Origin of the sequence: Sphingomonas sp. H160509 (assembly GCF_024124765.2) — a bacterium.
In the GTDB taxonomy this organism is placed as follows: domain Bacteria; phylum Pseudomonadota; class Alphaproteobacteria; order Sphingomonadales; family Sphingomonadaceae; genus Sphingomonas.
The window spans coordinates 150,171-164,746 of record NZ_JAMXSR020000002.1 but is presented as its reverse complement, the minus strand read 5'-3'; the positions used below and the strand labels follow the sequence as shown (position 1 = coordinate 164,746).

16 protein-coding genes and 1 pseudogene are annotated in these 14,576 nt (G+C 58.6%); 4 read left to right on the top strand and 13 right to left on the bottom strand.

Annotated features, from left to right (window positions below; genetic code table 11):
- Nucleotides 1–241: 241 nt before the first annotated feature.
- Complete coding sequence (locus NHF48_RS02460; RefSeq protein WP_253070098.1) at nt 242–1,333, bottom strand: YeiH family protein; 1,092 nt, start codon at nt 1,331–1,333, stop codon at nt 242–244.
- 108 nt (nt 1,334–1,441) lie between these two features.
- On the opposite strand from NHF48_RS02460, the pseudogene NHF48_RS02455 reads away from it, so the two are divergent.
- The 3 genes and pseudogenes from NHF48_RS02455 (at nt 1,442) to NHF48_RS02445 (ending at nt 4,306) form a co-directional block, all read left to right on the top strand.
- Nucleotides 1,442–2,318, top strand: a pseudogene (locus tag NHF48_RS02455) (LysR substrate-binding domain-containing protein).
- A 233-nt stretch (nt 2,319–2,551) separates the two neighbouring features.
- Entirely contained in the window at nt 2,552–2,728 is a 177-nt protein-coding gene (locus NHF48_RS02450; RefSeq protein WP_253070097.1) for a hypothetical protein, read from the top strand.
- 519 nt (nt 2,729–3,247) lie between these two features.
- The gene (locus tag NHF48_RS02445) at nt 3,248–4,306 is read left to right on the top strand and encodes a M48 family metallopeptidase (RefSeq protein WP_253070096.1); all 1,059 of its coding nucleotides are present in this window, start codon (nt 3,248–3,250) and stop codon (nt 4,304–4,306) included.
- Between the two features lie 187 nt (nt 4,307–4,493).
- On the opposite strand, the gene NHF48_RS02440 is transcribed toward NHF48_RS02445, so the two are convergent.
- From NHF48_RS02440 to NHF48_RS02395, 11 genes are all read right to left on the bottom strand, one after another.
- A complete protein-coding gene (locus tag NHF48_RS02440) occupies nt 4,494–4,964 on the bottom strand; it encodes a DUF805 domain-containing protein (RefSeq protein WP_253070095.1) in 471 nt (156 codons plus the stop codon).
- Between the two features lie 79 nt (nt 4,965–5,043).
- Nucleotides 5,044–5,730 carry a hypothetical protein gene (locus NHF48_RS02435; RefSeq protein ID WP_263816645.1) on the bottom strand — a complete coding sequence of 229 codons (687 nt, stop codon included), beginning with the start codon at nt 5,728–5,730 and terminating at the stop codon, nt 5,044–5,046.
- Between the two features lie 294 nt (nt 5,731–6,024).
- Nucleotides 6,025–6,636, bottom strand: a complete 612-nt coding sequence (locus tag NHF48_RS02430; protein WP_253070093.1) for a hypothetical protein — start codon at nt 6,634–6,636, stop codon at nt 6,025–6,027.
- Nucleotides 6,633–7,400, bottom strand: coding sequence for a hypothetical protein (locus tag NHF48_RS02425; protein WP_253070092.1), 768 nt, complete (start codon nt 7,398–7,400; stop codon nt 6,633–6,635). The genes NHF48_RS02430 and NHF48_RS02425 overlap by 4 nt, the downstream gene beginning before the upstream one ends.
- 437 nt (nt 7,401–7,837) lie before the next feature.
- A complete protein-coding gene (locus NHF48_RS25705; RefSeq protein WP_446741105.1) occupies nt 7,838–8,167 on the bottom strand; it encodes a DUF805 domain-containing protein in 330 nt (109 codons plus the stop codon).
- Nucleotides 8,168–8,202: 35 nt separating this feature from the next.
- Nucleotides 8,203–8,697 carry a MucR family transcriptional regulator gene (locus NHF48_RS02420; RefSeq protein ID WP_253070091.1) on the bottom strand — a complete coding sequence of 165 codons (495 nt, stop codon included), beginning with the start codon at nt 8,695–8,697 and terminating at the stop codon, nt 8,203–8,205.
- Between the two features lie 166 nt (nt 8,698–8,863).
- A complete protein-coding gene (locus tag NHF48_RS02415) occupies nt 8,864–9,781 on the bottom strand; it encodes a GGDEF domain-containing protein (RefSeq protein WP_253070090.1) in 918 nt (305 codons plus the stop codon).
- 115 nt (nt 9,782–9,896) lie between these two features.
- Nucleotides 9,897–11,489 carry a KfrB domain-containing protein gene (locus tag NHF48_RS02410; RefSeq protein ID WP_253070089.1) on the bottom strand — a complete coding sequence of 531 codons (1,593 nt, stop codon included), beginning with the start codon at nt 11,487–11,489 and terminating at the stop codon, nt 9,897–9,899.
- Nucleotides 11,489–11,692, bottom strand: a complete 204-nt coding sequence (locus tag NHF48_RS02405; protein WP_253070088.1) for an antitoxin VbhA family protein — start codon at nt 11,690–11,692, stop codon at nt 11,489–11,491. Before NHF48_RS02405 ends, NHF48_RS02410 begins: the two co-directional genes overlap by 1 nt.
- Nucleotides 11,693–11,765: 73 nt before the next feature.
- Entirely contained in the window at nt 11,766–12,335 is a 570-nt protein-coding gene (locus NHF48_RS02400) for a recombinase family protein (protein ID WP_253070087.1), read from the bottom strand.
- Between the two features lie 18 nt (nt 12,336–12,353).
- Entirely contained in the window at nt 12,354–12,566 is a 213-nt protein-coding gene (locus NHF48_RS02395; protein WP_056487126.1) for a hypothetical protein, read from the bottom strand.
- 187 nt (nt 12,567–12,753) lie between these two features.
- Between NHF48_RS02395 and NHF48_RS02390 the strand changes: the two genes are divergently transcribed.
- Complete coding sequence (locus tag NHF48_RS02390) at nt 12,754–13,845, top strand: TonB family protein (protein WP_253070086.1); 1,092 nt, start codon at nt 12,754–12,756, stop codon at nt 13,843–13,845.
- Nucleotides 13,846–13,856: 11 nt separating this feature from the next.
- On the opposite strand, the gene NHF48_RS02385 is transcribed toward NHF48_RS02390, so the two are convergent.
- Nucleotides 13,857–14,231, bottom strand: coding sequence for a hypothetical protein (locus NHF48_RS02385; RefSeq protein ID WP_056487123.1), 375 nt, complete (start codon nt 14,229–14,231; stop codon nt 13,857–13,859).
- Nucleotides 14,232–14,576 lie beyond the last annotated feature (345 nt).

Here is a 14,576-nt window from a genome sequence, read left to right as displayed (position 1 = left end):
GCCGGAGTATCTTTGTTTATGCTTGCCGCATGTCAGTGACGCGCCCTTCGAGGGGATGACCATCTACGATCGCCATGCATTGCCGCTAAATGCTACGATAAAAGAACTACGCTTCTATATCCAACAATGTCACGTCAATCAGGGCGTAGCCGGTAAACACTATGGTTGTTTCAGCAGCGCATCGCTTGCTCCGCGCTAGCAAGACTTCGGCTATGACGTTCAAATATTTGTTTATTCGGTCTCAAGTCATGCTCAGTAGTGCAAGTAATCCAAAGCTGATCCCGCCAAGTCCGATCAGCGACAGGACGACGGCCCCAGTGACCCGGCCGCCAGCTTTCGCAACGGTGCGAACATCTACCCCAAGACCCAGCGCCGCCATGGATACGACCGTGAGTAGCGTCGCGATCCGGCTGATCGGCACAATAGCGACGGACGGGATCAAGCCCAGTGAGCGACAGGCGACGACAATAAGGAAGCCGACGATGAACCATGGTACGATGTGGGAAATTCCGGGACGCTTCTTTGCTCCTGCGCCGGCGACGATCTCGCCGTCAGGCACCTCTTGAGGAGCAAGTCGCGGCGCCACAAGCGACAGGACAAGGCAGACCGGCCCTAGCATTAAGACGCGCACGAGCTTCACCAGCGTTCCCGTCTGGACAGCTACCACGCCCAGTGGCGACGCGGCAGCGATCACCTGGGGCACCGCATAAACCGTGAGCCCAGATAGCGCGCCATAGGCAACACCACTCATTCCCAACGCGATCCCAAGAAGCGGCAGGCAAAGCACTACCACAACGCCAAGGACCGCTGTGAAGGCGATCGAGGCGGCAACATCATCGCTGTCAGCGCCGATTACCGGAGCAACAGCAGCAATGGCAGAGTTGCCGCAAATCGAATTCCCACACGCGATCAGCAGCGCCATGCGGGTTGGAAGGCCCAACAGGCGGCCGATCCCGAAGCTAAGGAAGATAGCGCTCGCCACCACTCCGACGATACCAAACAGAAGCGCGGGTCCAGCTGTCAGGATCGTGGAGGCGCTTACTGATGCGCCAAGCAGAACCACAGCAATCTCCAGTAGGTACTTGGCACTGAACGCAATTCCGGCATGCCATTTGGCATCAGGTGCCCACATACTGCGCACCGCGGTACCAATGAGTATGGCTAAAACCAGAGCCTCTAACCAAGCCTTGCCAACGATCACCCGTTCGCCCGCTTCCAGGGCGTAAGCTGCCGATGTGACGATCCCGCACAGGGCAATACCTGGCAGGACACTGATGCGCTCATTGCCCTCGTTATGGGATGCGGGGAACGTCTGAGAAGCGAGAGAAGCCATCGGGATTTCCTTCCGGCCCTTCAGCTATGCGGTTATGACCATTCTTTCTAACGCATGAAAATTGTCATTCCGATCGCCAAATCGGATCGGTTAAGGTAGGCTTGCGGTATGACCCTTGAGCAGCTTCGCATCTTCGTTGGCGTCGCCGAACGTCAGCATATGACGGCAGCCGCGCGCGCGCTGCATGTCACCCAATCAGCGGCATCAGCTGCGATCGCAGCCTTAGAGGCGCGGCACGGGGTCAAGCTTTTCCACCGTGTGGGACGCGGCATCGCTCTTACAGAGGCTGGGCAAATGCTGCTGAAAGAGGCACGCAGCGTGCTCAGTCGTGCCGCGGCGGCTGAAGCGATGTTGGCGGAGTTCGGCGAACTGAAGCGTGGAACGCTCCGCGTCGTTGCGAGCCAAACCATCGCAGCCTACTGGCTGCCACAAATCCTGGCGGCTTTCCACAATCGCTATCCGTCGCTTTCGGTCGAGTTGGCGATCGGCAACACCGAACAAGCGGCAGTTCGTGTGCACGACGGCGAGGCCGACCTAGGTATCGTTGAAGGTGAAGTCGATGATCCGGCGCTAGCGCATTGGCCGATCGGTCAAGATAGCCTGATGCTGGTCCAATCCGTGCCTTTCACGGAGACAAAGATCGATGCTGCGTGGTTGCGACGCGCGCGCTGGGTAGGACGTGAGCAGGGCTCAGGCACCCGTTCGACCCTTGATCGCCACCTGCGGGCGCTCGGGGTCGATCCTTCTACACTTGATGTCGCGCTCGTGCTGCCGTCCAACGAGAGCGTGCGTACTGCGGTCGAGGCGGGGGGCGGGCGTTGCAGTTTTATCGTCTCTGGTAGTTGCGCCCGCGATCAAGGCGGGAACGCTGCACAATGCGCCGATCGAATTCCAGCCTCGGCCGTTTTTTGGTCTTCGCCATAAAGAGCGCTATCGAACTAGGGCTGCGGACGCCTTGTTGGAAATGATCGGTGCGCAGCGCTGAGACCCGGTGGGGGCGGCGTTATAACTTTCCGATTGTGACCTGCTGCGTAAGCATGGCGTACCAAGCGATCTAGCGGGAAGCCGTTGGAGGCTCCCTTAAGAGCTGATCGACAGTCGAGCCAGCTCGGAATTCGGAATTTGAGCGCAGCTTACGCCCGTCCTTCATCCGGCTGTCATGCCTACGACAACCGCGGGTTGGTACACCCATTAGGACGCGAACCGACTGGACTAGTCATGACCGAGACGCAGGGCGATCTATTAGGCAGTGCGATGGTACTCCTCAGCACGGCTTTGTTGCTGGTAGCGGTGCATCGCGCCAGCTTGCCGCTGAATCGACCACATCTTCGGTGGCTAGTCGCCACCAGTGTTCTTCTGTCCATCATCGGTGTCGCTACAGTGATCATCACCTAATATTGACCTAGTAGTAATTTGCTGACTGCTTGGCCTTGCGGTGGAAGAATGGCGTTAACTGATCGCCCGCGATCTTTGCGTCGCGAAAGTGTTTCGAATCCCACACGTTTCGTGAACGACATTAGTGAGAATTTCCTCCTCGGGTTGCCGCTCATAATAACGCTGTCGCGAAAATCGGAACATTTGCGACAAGACGCAGCCCTACCTAAACACCGCCTGTTCGAAAAGCGCATTCAAATCTTGATTGTAGCTTCGTACGGATCGTGGTTACATCCACTTCCAGGGGGTGCGTCGTCATGCATTTTGTCACGCGAAGCATGAGTGTAGTGGGCGTAGCGCTCGTGGCGTTCTGTGCTCCTGCGGTGGCAGTGGCGCAGGGTTTCGATGTCGGCCAGGCTACGCGCGCTTACCTTAACCTGCTTCACGGACCGGCACGGGCGCAATCCGACGCCTATTTTGAGGGGCGGATACTGGCTAATCCTATGGAGCACGGTTGTTGCATGCGTCACCTATTGGGCCGTGCTGACGACTGGCTTTTCGGCTCAGCTGCGGACCTGGGCTGAAGCGCGTACCAAGCGGAAGGTGCTTGAGACGATGCTCTATGCACTCGGCCTTACGCTCGTGACCACGATCATCATGCTACCTTTCTCGATATACACGGGATACGTTCGCGAGGCCCAATACGGATTGATGAGTCAAAGCTTTGCGCTCTGGTCTGTCGATCAGTTGAAGGCGTTGCTCCTTACCCTGATTGTTACCCCACTGGCGTTTGCGGCGATCTACGCAGTGATACGGCGCGCGCCGCGTCTCTGGTGGGTTTGGGGCGCAGGCATGGCTTGGGCCTTCGTTCTACTCGCGAGCGCCGTGCTCCCTGTATTGGTCGCTCCGCTGTTCTTCACGATGAGCGAGTTGCCGGCAGGCCCACTTCGCGAACGGATCGTGGCGATGGCGCAGGCACACGACATCCCGGCGGACCACATCTACGTTGCCGACCTGTCACGCCAAACCAAGCGCATTTCGGCAAACGTGTCGGGCTTGGGTCCGACCGTCCAGATTACGCTAACTGACAACCTACTCTCCCGAACGAGCCCCGATGAAGTTGCCTCAGTCACGGGCCACGAGATGGGGCACTATGTGCTCGGTCATGTCTGGCGGAACGCCGCCTGGTTCGCGGTGCTTTTCCTGGCGATGTTCTTCGCTGTAGCAAAAGCGACGCCGATCCTAATCGCCCGGCATTCACGCTGGCGCGTTCAGAGCGTTTCCGACGTCGCCGCGGCTCCGGCGCTGCTGCTCGTCGCCACCGTTGTTATGGCACTAGCGACGCCGTTCCAGAGCGCGATCGTCCGATCCGCTGAGAGCGAGGCGGACGCGTTTGGTCTCGATGCCGCGCAGCAGCCCGATGCTTTTGCGCTGATCGCGATCCGGCTTTCCGAATATCGCAAGCTGGAGCCTGGTCCCATCGAGGAATTCTTGTTCTTCGATCACCCTTCAGGCGCAACGCGCATACGTCGTGCGATGCAGTGGAAAAAGGATCATGTGTCTGGCGCCGAGATGATCAAGCCTGTTCTGCGCTCTTAAAGCGAACTCAATCGGTTGCCACGAGCTGTAGGCGGACCTTGAGGAAGTTAGCTAGGGTTAGCGGTATCCCGGGCGGAAGAAGACGCAACTTACGGCTGATTTCAAGTCCGATATGTCATGTCCAGTGCGACTGCCGATGACCTTGATCGCCTCTCGACGTAGCCGGAACGCCTGCCACTTTCGCGCATTACGCCGTCGCAACAAACGAAGGGGGTGGCCCGTAGCGGTTGGAACCCGGTGTGCCATGACGACAAGTCCAAACCAGCAAGGTGATCCCGAGCGCGAGCATGGTCGGAACCGTCAACCCAATACCGATGACGATCTTTGTCCCATCTTCATTACCAAACATGATTCCGGTCAAACCGTAAAGGATCAGCAGCAGGAAGCTCAACAAGGGCATGGGTAAAGCCCACCAGCCAGATCGGTCGACGTCATGCAGCCGTCTAACCAGCACTGCAACCGAGGGGATAAATAGGACGATGAATAGGATCCACGATATTGGACCTACCAAGAACGCCAAGGCAATCTGCAGGACATTCGTCGCGATTGTGTAGGACCAATATTCCATTCGCGATGAGCGGCCAGCATAACGCGCGTAGCGTCGCAGGGGACGTAGAGCAGCCCTGGCAACGGTCTGGGTTACCGGTGTTTCACCCATCAGCGCGATCCGCTCCTTAACCACCCAATAGCGGTCGCTCGCTGGCTAAATGCAAAGCTGACATCATACGATAGGAAAGTTATTTTGCCACTTTGCGCATTGTGATGCTCGCAGTGCCAAGTTCGACTTCCATCGTTCCAGGCTCGCCGTCGGCGGGCCTTGCCGCAAGGGTGAAGGGCTCGATGGCGCTGCGCGTATAACTGAAAGTAAAACGGTTTGGACCGCTCGGCGACAATGCGACCTTGGCTAATGACAGGTTGTCGCTCGAACGGACGATCTCCCAGCTTTTCGGCAATTTGGTTGGTGAGCCTTTTTCACCATCATCCGTGTTCCATCCATGGAGCAGCGGGATGGTCCATCCCTCGTCCGAGATCATATTCAGCTGACCGCTCCCGCCGCCATCGGTCAGCACGCCGAGGTTCTCGACGGGCTTGCCGTCCGTTGCCACGATTGTGAAAGCAGCGCGCACCTTGGGATCACGGACGGCTGACGTCTGACGGAAGGATGGCGGAGCAGTCGGTGCATTCGTCAAGGCGATGGTCCCGAAGTCTGCGAACCGCCAGATGCCCTTCACGAGCATGTGGAGCTGTTCTTCACCCTCGACAGGCGCTTCAAGCCCGTCGACCCCGTACTCGAAGCTGTGGTCGGCTCGCAAATCGAGATGGGCAGCCAACTCGCGGTCGCGGTACTCATAGCGTCCAATGATCGTCGCATTCGCTGGTCGCGTGGACGGGGCCTGTTGCCAAGCCCAGGCCGGCTGCGCCAACGCTATGGCGGTAAACATAAGGAGGGTCGGGGCGCGGAGTTGCATGGCTATTTCATGCGCCCGGTATCCCGCCCAAGCAACTCGTCGCGCAGCTGCGCTCGAGGTAGGGATTCATTGGCGTTGTCGGTCAGACGGCATCGTTCCTGATAACGATACGTCGCCACACCGGTAGAATGGGAATTCCCGCCTGATACCGAACCGTCCGCCAACGCCCATTCCGGGGCACCTGCAACGATGTCCAGAAGGGGGACTTGTCGCGGTAGGCAGTTCGCACCACCAATCGACCTGATCCTTCTAGTAAGGCTCCCAGCCCTTCCGCAAGGTCGGCCGGCAGGCCGATTTCCGGGTTTCCCGGGGCCGTGCCATCGAAAGCCCATCCGTCGCCCCAGCAATGGATCGAGCCTTTCTGAGCGCCAGCGTGATCATGAAGGAAAGCCTCGGCTGCACGGAAAAGGTGCAGACGACCTCGAAAGGCACGTCGTCTCGCCATTGTAGATTGAGGCGATGGCGTTGCGCCAGATCGATAAAGGCTGCGCGGGTAGCTGGCTGATAACTCGCCCATGTCCATCCGCTATCCGACAAAGCTCGGTTTGGCGATAGCGAAGGCGTGATCTCCCATTTGGGCGGCGAGGCCAGCACCCGCGCCTTGCCCTGGGCGAACTCGTCGGCGGAGAGGAGACCTCGCTCCCGTAGCTCTTCCAGTTCGCGGATTTCGCTGGCGAGCGATCGGATCGATATTGGCGGCAAGACAGCCTTCCGCGATGGCATGCACAAGAGCAACCCGATGGCGATTGGGCCTGTGAGCACGCCTAGTATCGTCCACAAGATTACCGAACGATCCCTGACCGTCGCGATCACGCCGCTCAGAATCGTGCTGACGAACATGGAAAGGATAAGTCCATTCATACGCTGATCGCCTTCACAGCAAGGGCGCGCGTGGACAACGGCACGGATTGAGGCAGCAGAGAAAGCACATGGGCTGCCAGGGGCACGGCACCGAGATTGGCAGTGAAGTTCAGCAATGATTCATGGAAGGTGAAGTTGAGATTGACGGTTCCCCTGCCCTGCCTGACATCGACGCATTCGATCTCGCCGTAACGACGTTCGCGCTCGCCAACGACACGGAAACGAATGCCGCCAGGTTCAATCACGAGCAGCGGCTTGGCGTTGTTCGACGCGATTGCATACCACCACGGCAGGCCGCGAACTCCCGTGAAGGTTGCGAGTACGGGTATAGTCGCCGCACCTGCCTCGTCGACGGTGATATTGGCGACCACGGCTCTTTCGTAGGCGCGACGTCCCAGCCGCAACGTCAGCCAAGCCATTCCGCGGTATGTCGCATATATTAGTCCGACGAACGCCATGAGTTGCAGGACAAAAACCAGCGCAAACTCCAGGATTCCCCACGCACCTTCAGGTCGTTTTATGGAGTTGGGGACCGCTTTGCGGGCGACTTCCTCGCATGGTCCGAGAAAGCGATTTATTGTCTCGACGCGTTGCATCCACTGCGCCGGCTTGCCGGCCTGTTCCAAGTGACTTTCGGTGGAGAAACGATATTGGCGGCTTAGATCCCCCGACAATTCTCGCCGTATGATCCACAGCGTACCGGGCTGGCCGCTTTGACATTCACCTTTGGAAACGATCCCTGCGGTCGTCTTCCGGATTTTCACCGCGGTACAGTTCGCCGGCCATAAGTTCATTGAGTGCAACGGCGCATCAGCAGGTGCACAATATCGAACTGGTTGACCTACCCACGCACCAGCGACGTTGGTCCTGGTCTCCCATATTCCAGCCCGCTGCGCCTGGCTGACTGCGGGCACGCAAGCCAGAAAACCTAGAATCAGCCGGAACCACCGCATGACCGGGCGGGGACGGTTCAGAACAATCCCTATACGTTTCAACATACAGATTCTTCTGACGAGCAAGTGCACCCCTCTCAGGTTTATCCGGTGCAGAGGGCTGTCCCGCAGATAATCACTATAGTTCACCAAACTGATTAGAGGCCTGACTGCCTGTCCACGAGAGCATTACCAACATTAATACCAAGTATACCGCGAACGTCCAAGCCAGTGCAGTTTCGATTACACGTATACCGTCTTCATACTGGCTAGGGGCTCGTTTCAATTCCAAGCGCAGCAACAAGTACCACGCCTAGGATCGACAATCCGATCGCGAACACGATGATCATACAAGCGGGAATGGCAATAAGCGGGATCAGCCATGACCCAGACCTACCAATGTCGTGAAGCCTGCGGACGGCGCAACTCGATAATGGTATGAACACTAGGCCGCCGATCAGGGCGCCAAGGGGAGGCATAACGACGCTTGTCACGAGCAAAATGAATAATGCCATTATCGCAAACGGCCAAAACTCACGGCGCCGGGCGCGTCCGCTGAATTTTGCATACTTACGAAAGGGGGGCAGTGCGCGTGTCATAGCTGACGCCTTACCTCACTGCCCCCCGCTTCGACTTAGGCCTCTTCAGTCGCCTTGGCAGCCCGGGGCTTACGCTGCGCCTTCGGGGCGTCGTCTGTAGGCTTTGAAGCAGTCTGGCCAGGCTTACGTCCCAAGCCGATCGACTTCGCCATTGTCCGGCGTGCTTCCGAATAGGTCGGGGCGACCATCGGATAATCGGCCTTGAGGTTATAACGGGCGCGATATTCCTCCGGCGTCAGCCCGTTGGTCGCCAGGTGGCGACGCAGGGTCTTATACGGCTTCCCGTCGATCAGCGAGATGATGTGATCTGGCGACGACAGCGACTTGCGCGCGGTCACGGCCGGCTCATAGGTCTGCGCAGGCTCCTCAGGCGTAACGGGCGCAGATGTGCCTGAAAGCTGCGAGACAGCGGCATGCATCGAGATCAGAAAAGCAGGCACGTCGTCCGCATTGGTGCGGGTGTTAGGGTTTGCCAACCATGCGGCCGTCAGTTCAGCAGCCAATTCGACCGCGTTGATATCATCGCTCATTAGTATCTCGCTTGAAGTTGAAGGCTCGTAGTTAGACGAAAACGTTTAGAATTCAAGCGAGTGGAACGTTTCGGTCGGATTTCATGATTAACAATAATGGCTCGCAAATGTCAGTTAGGTGCTGTTTGCGTAAACATACGAATCATCGATCCAATACTCTCGAAAGTTACCGGTGACCCGAAGTGGGCGCGCTATCGAACCTCCACGAGCTCTTTCCAGCCTGTTTGGCGCGGTACATGGTTTGATCGGCGGTGAGCAATGTGTCTGTGAAATCGGTCCCTGTTGCCGCCCCCACGCTGCACGTTGCCGACACGTCAGTTGATTGAAGCGCCGCCATGATGGCGCGGTGGATCTTACCACTTTTTCTCTCGGCAGAAGCCTGGTCGCGAACTGCGAGACAGAAGGCGAATTCGTCACCCCCCAGCCGTGCCGTGATGTCGTAAGGGCGAACGGCGGACGCAAGCGCTGTTGCTACGACGCGTAAAACCTCATCACCGGCCGCATGACCGTGTTGGTCGTTTACCGACTTGAAATCGTCTACGTCGATCACGCCGCACAGGAGAATCCGATCGTCACGCGCACTGGCTAACTCCAGGCGAGCGCATTCGATCTGAAAGGCTCGTCGATTGCCGAGACCTGTGAGGGGATCGATGCTTGCTGTGGCACGCTCCCGATCGAAGGTTCGCCGGAACGCGCTTACGAACAGAATGATAAAGAGGACCCCGAAGGCTCTCGCACCTACATTCCAAATAGCGGTTGCAGTAGGGACGGTCGACGCCTGCGCGGAGAGGCCGTCTCCGAAGCCATTGAGATACAGGGTTACAGCCACGCCCAGCAGACCTGACAGCAACCCTGCGACCCGGCCGAGACACCATACGGTAAAGCATAGTGGCAGCAGGTAGACCGTATTCAGCGAGAAGTGCGGTCCGGTGGATCCGTCCAGGATGAATACGATCACCCAAATTATCGTCAGGCCGACGGCAGCTCCCGAACGGTTCAAGTCCGCCGATTCGCGGAGCGCGAGTTCCAATGGCGTCAACTGCGATTGAGGATTTCTCGAAGTTAAGGAGATCTTTCGGCGCATTTCGGTCCTCAACTCGCATGGTCGCGGACGCCTTTAAAACGGCCTGTGATTATGGATACTAACACGGTGATACAGCCCCGGCGACCTACTCTGACTGCAGTGCGGAACGAGGGGCCTAGCGGCTGCGTCCCAGCCCCAGCCCCAGCCCCTGTGATTGTGGATCACGGCCCGTGATCGTCGCCCGCCCCTGCACGTAGACAATCTTGGGACTGTCGCCGATCTTCGGGACCTGTTGGAAAGCGGCAGGCTCGTGTCGAGCGACCCCGTTGCCGTGTACCTGATAAACGCCTCTGGCGCTGACGTGTAAGATCGACCCGGCGTACGTTGCCCCGTCGTCGGCCTTGGCTGATGCTGCGGTATCGAGGCGGAAGACGCCCTTTGGCAGCATGCCTTGCGGATCCGACTTCTGGACCTCCCACTTACCCTCATATCGACGTTCGTGAAGCCGACTGCCGTTCATGACGACGACCTGTTCCGCACCGTCGGGGATAGATCGACCAGCCGGCACCTTGTCGGCTAACCCTGCCAGAGTGCTTCCCCGGCCCAGGCTCAGGAGTCCTTGCACGCTACCTCCTTGCGCAGAGCTTCGTTCGTGTTGAGGTCTTGAAAACTCTTCAGCATGGCGTCCTCGAACATCGAAAACTTTGGCGTCGAGTTCCGGTCCGTGGGCTTGGCTTTCGGAGGTTTCCCGGGGCGGTCCATTGTGTCTCTCCTTATGCTGCTGTGCCAACTGTCGTTCCATACCTTCTCGGTAGGCAAGCACCCGATCGAGTGCCGTTGCACCCGGCACACGTTCGAAGGTGAGGTCGGCATCCCCCCGGCTTTGCAGCGCGCTAAGCAGCTGCTCTGGGCCAAGCTCCCCGTCTAGTGCCGCCTTTCGCGCTGTCGCGTGCTTGTAGGCCGGTTCTAGCGAACGATTGCGATACGAGGCTGTAGCAAGACGCGTGGCGATGCTCTCGGCTTGCCGGCGCGCGGCAGGCAAAAGCGCTGACAGCTCGGCTTCGGCCTCACCGATGGGCAGTGTATGCGGTCCCGCAATCGAGGCGGGACCGCGATCGACCGACTGCCGGACGATCTCTTGCAGTCTGTCTGCGCCGTTGATCATGTTCAGCGACATGCGCGCCTGGATCAAGGACCGTGGGCCTTCGTCAGAAAGTTTGACCGCCTCGATGTCGGGAAAAGCCCGGTGTAGCACCTCGATGTCTCGCGCCATGTAGAGGTTGTCTCGCGTCACCGCGTCCACATCGGTCGCGCTCCAGTCGAGATGGTGCCCGACATGCTCGGCAAGATGTTTGGTGAAGCTGCGAAGGGTGCGGCTGTTTCCCTCGGAAAAGGGATGCAGATAGTCGAGATCGCCGTAGGTTTTCGCCAGCGCGCCCGCGAACTCGAGGGGCGTGAGGCCTTTGAAAGCGTCTCCGCCACGTAGCTCGCTCAGTACCCTATCAAGGCGGGCGTCTACTTCCGGTCGCAGAGCGTAGTGGACCGGATAGCTGACAGCCCGATTGGCTTCGAGCCGACGTTCTTTGACGTGGCCGCGTGCATCGGGACGATACTCACCAGGATTGTGATGAGGGAGATCCTGAAAAATCCGGCGATGGATCTCTCGCAGATGCGCAGCATCGAATGTGCCGCGGACCGGGTCGAGCTCCAATTCGACAATCCGCGCATTGCAGACTTCGCCCTCGTTGATCGGGCGAGAAGCGGACATTAGCCGATGGCTTTGATTGCATCGACGTACTCAGGCACCGTCAGGTGCCCGGCGACAAAGCGTTCTCCAACACGCTCGGCTTCTTCGGAAAGAACGAAGCCTTCGTACCGTACGCTGCCGCGCGCAAAGTCGATCGCACGTTGCCGGCGAGCCTGTTCGTCGGGGTTGATCGCAGGGGTTTCGATCTGCCGGTAGACGTTCATGGCGTTAGGGCCTCCAGGGTCGTCAGACGGCGATCATAGCCGCCAAAGGGCACGATGTGTAGGCGGCAGGTCTTCACGATGCCGGCTCGCCGCCACCAGCCGGAAAATGCCTGTAAAAGGTTGCGACCGAGACGCCGATCGCCTCGGCCACGTCTCGCGGACGATCGCCAGCAGCGAGCAGCTTCATAGCTGTGGCCCTCTTTTTTGGCGTCAGGACCGACTTGCGCCCCCTGCCCGGCCCGTTCTTGCAACGGGCCGCCAGTAGCCCGGCCATTGTTCGTTCGCGGATCAGCTCACGCTCCATTTCCGCGATCGACGCCAGAATGTGAAAAAGCAACCGGCCGGTCGGCGTCGCTGTGTCGATCCCGTCGGTCAGGGACCGTAACTCGATACCGCGGGTAGCAAGATCAGCCGCCAGTTCGACAAGGCCTTTCATCGAACGGCCAAGGCGGTCGAGCTTCCAGACGACGAGCGTGTCGCCCCGGCGAGCGACGTTCAACGCTTCCGACAAACCCGGACGGTCGACTTTCGCGCCACTCGCCGTGTCACTGCAGATCCGTTCGCATCCCGCAGCGGTCAGAGCGTCCGTTTGCAGCGTCAAATTCTGGTCCGACGTCGAGACCCGGGCATATCCGATGAGCATCAGCGGGGATCCGCCATGTCAGCGCGCCTGCTTCAGGAACGCGGTGAAGCGATCTGCGCTCTCACGCAGCGCTTGGCCGTCGGGGCCGTCGAAGGCGGGCGGTGGTACGCGAAGGTTCAGCCGGCCGAGACCATCCAGGACCTGAGCATAATCCAGCCCGGTACGTTCCTTCGTCTCCTTGGACGAGCTGTGTCCTGAGGCATAAGCGCGCAGCGCGTCGTCGATCGTCATGGTTCGACCCTTCTCAGCTAGCCAACAAAGTTAGCGTTCAATGAGAATATATAATGAGAACGTGTTTTGAGAAAGCGAAAATCTTGGCGGGCTATGACCTCTGCAGGTTCAAGAGTTTTCACTAGAGCGATCACTAGGCACGTTGTCGCCAGCGGGATAATCAACGTTTAAATTCGGAGATCACGCCATGCCCGTTGCGATGCTCGCGCTGCTCAGTGTCCCTGCCCCCCCGGTACCGTTCGCCACCCAGCGAACGGAGGTCGTGTCGTTCACTGCCAGCGATGTCACCTGTTCAGGGCAGCCGATAGCAGCCGATAGTATCGTTCGGCCTTTCACGGCAGTTGCGACGCGTTACGGTCCCGCTGTTACCGAAAGCCCCTCACCCACATATCGGTTCTCCTTCGTAATCGACGCGCAGGGACGTGCCCGCACGATCCGCCGTGATATGACGGAATCTCCGGGTTGGTATGTCGACACGAGTGATCTTGCCCCTGCGCTGGCGGCTTCGAGCTTTCCAACCGGAATGCCGCAGGCGAAATGCAGCGTGTCCTTCAAAGCATCGGTCACGCCGATCGAGAAGGCGTCGATGCCGGATTTGTACGAGCTGGCGAGCCGTCCGGATGCCACAGGGTTTGCGCCTGCCCTGTTTGAACGAGTTCGTCCTACAGACTCAAATTGCCCCCGCGAGCCAGGCCAGTACCGGCGTCTTAACCTGCCTGCCTTTGAGAAGCTGTCGCAACCGGCGCGCCGACCAGCTTGGGTGTTTCTAGCATTCGACGTTAACGCCGCGGGTAAGCCTGGCAACGTCCAGACATTGGGTACGTCCGGCGATACAGGGCTCGAGCGCGCCGGCCGGGAAGCTTTGCTCGCCAACCGCTACGAGCCGGGAGCGGGGTTTCACGGATGCACCTATCACTTTTACTATAACGGACGCGCCAACCTTGCGGCGCCCGTACCGGTGCCAGACACGCCTCTTGATACAGGAGATCAGCCCGGTTGTATCGTGGATCCCAAGTCGATCCCGGGTCTTCTCGACGGAAGCGCCTACCCTAGAGCGTTCTGGCGCCGCGGGATCGAAGGGGCGGCCGTAATTGGCTATGATACGGCGCCATGGGGAGCAGTAGGCAACGTAAGGGTTCTAGGTTCTGAACCGGACGAGGCGTTCGGCGATACCGCGCGCAATGCGCTTTCCAATGCTCGGGTAGTAGAGAGTGGTTCAGGCCGTCGAGGCTGCGTTCAGCGGGTCAAGTTCAAGCTTCCACCGAAGGGGACCCGGTAACGAGCACTATTTCAGTTTGCTATGCTAGGCTGTGGGCCGAATTGGTCTTTGAGAAACCGTGCTTCGAGTAGCGCGGTTTCCATCTTGTCCATTCCTACCCCGGATAGCGTTAGCTCATCGTCCACATTCCCGGTGCCGTCGCCAATCAGAAGGCCTTCGGCAGTAAGATGTTTGAGCCAACGCCCTATGACCGCTGTAGAGATGTCATGTTTTTCCGCAACAATTCGTCCGGTAATACCTACGCTGTTTGCGTCCGCGACGAACAGCTCAAGAAGCACTTCCCAGGCCGGTTCGCCGAATATATCACGCGACAACACGGAGGCTCGATACTTGCGGAAGCGCAGTATCGCCATCGCTAGCTGAACAGCCTCGTCGTTACCCCTCACGCGCCACTCCAGTTCATTGAGTAGCGATATCAACAAATTCCGTAGCGGAAGGCAACCCCGGTTAGGGCTTAATATGATCGCCCATCATTCGATCGAGCGCTTGGCTTAGCCAAGCTGCTAAGGCGAAGTCCTGCTTTGCATCAGCAAATGCAATCATATCTTCGAGTTGGCTCGCGAACACACGGGGGCATTGATTACCGCTATTACGTTCCATGAGTGACAGATTCCCAGCTAGGGGCGGGTCGGAGCACTACCCCCCGATTCCGCTATCTACGGGCTAATTCAAAGTGCTCTCAAGATAAAGCACATTGATCCATATCAAAATATCCGACAAAATCATCGAAA

Excerpts from the sequence above, each read along its gene's own strand:
- NHF48_RS02460 (WP_253070098.1), bottom strand. The coding sequence starts at position 1,333 with ATGGCTTCTCTCGCTTCTCAGACGTTCCCCGCATCCCATAACGAGGGC.
- NHF48_RS02450 (WP_253070097.1), top strand. The coding sequence starts at position 2,552 with ATGACCGAGACGCAGGGCGATCTATTAGGCAGTGCGATGGTACTCCTC.
- NHF48_RS02440 (WP_253070095.1), bottom strand. The coding sequence starts at position 4,964 with ATGGGTGAAACACCGGTAACCCAGACCGTTGCCAGGGCTGCTCTACGT.
- NHF48_RS02430 (WP_253070093.1), bottom strand. The coding sequence starts at position 6,636 with ATGAATGGACTTATCCTTTCCATGTTCGTCAGCACGATTCTGAGCGGC.
- NHF48_RS25705 (WP_446741105.1), bottom strand. The coding sequence starts at position 8,167 with ATGACACGCGCACTGCCCCCCTTTCGTAAGTATGCAAAATTCAGCGGA.
- NHF48_RS02420 (WP_253070091.1), bottom strand. The coding sequence starts at position 8,697 with ATGAGCGATGATATCAACGCGGTCGAATTGGCTGCTGAACTGACGGCC.
- NHF48_RS02415 (WP_253070090.1), bottom strand. The coding sequence starts at position 9,781 with ATGCGCCGAAAGATCTCCTTAACTTCGAGAAATCCTCAATCGCAGTTG.
- NHF48_RS02410 (WP_253070089.1), bottom strand. The coding sequence starts at position 11,489 with ATGTCCGCTTCTCGCCCGATCAACGAGGGCGAAGTCTGCAATGCGCGG.
- NHF48_RS02405 (WP_253070088.1), bottom strand. The coding sequence starts at position 11,692 with ATGAACGTCTACCGGCAGATCGAAACCCCTGCGATCAACCCCGACGAA.
- NHF48_RS02400 (WP_253070087.1), bottom strand. The coding sequence starts at position 12,335 with ATGCTCATCGGATATGCCCGGGTCTCGACGTCGGACCAGAATTTGACG.
- NHF48_RS02395 (WP_056487126.1), bottom strand. The coding sequence starts at position 12,566 with ATGACGATCGACGACGCGCTGCGCGCTTATGCCTCAGGACACAGCTCG.
- NHF48_RS02390 (WP_253070086.1), top strand. The coding sequence starts at position 12,754 with ATGCCCGTTGCGATGCTCGCGCTGCTCAGTGTCCCTGCCCCCCCGGTA.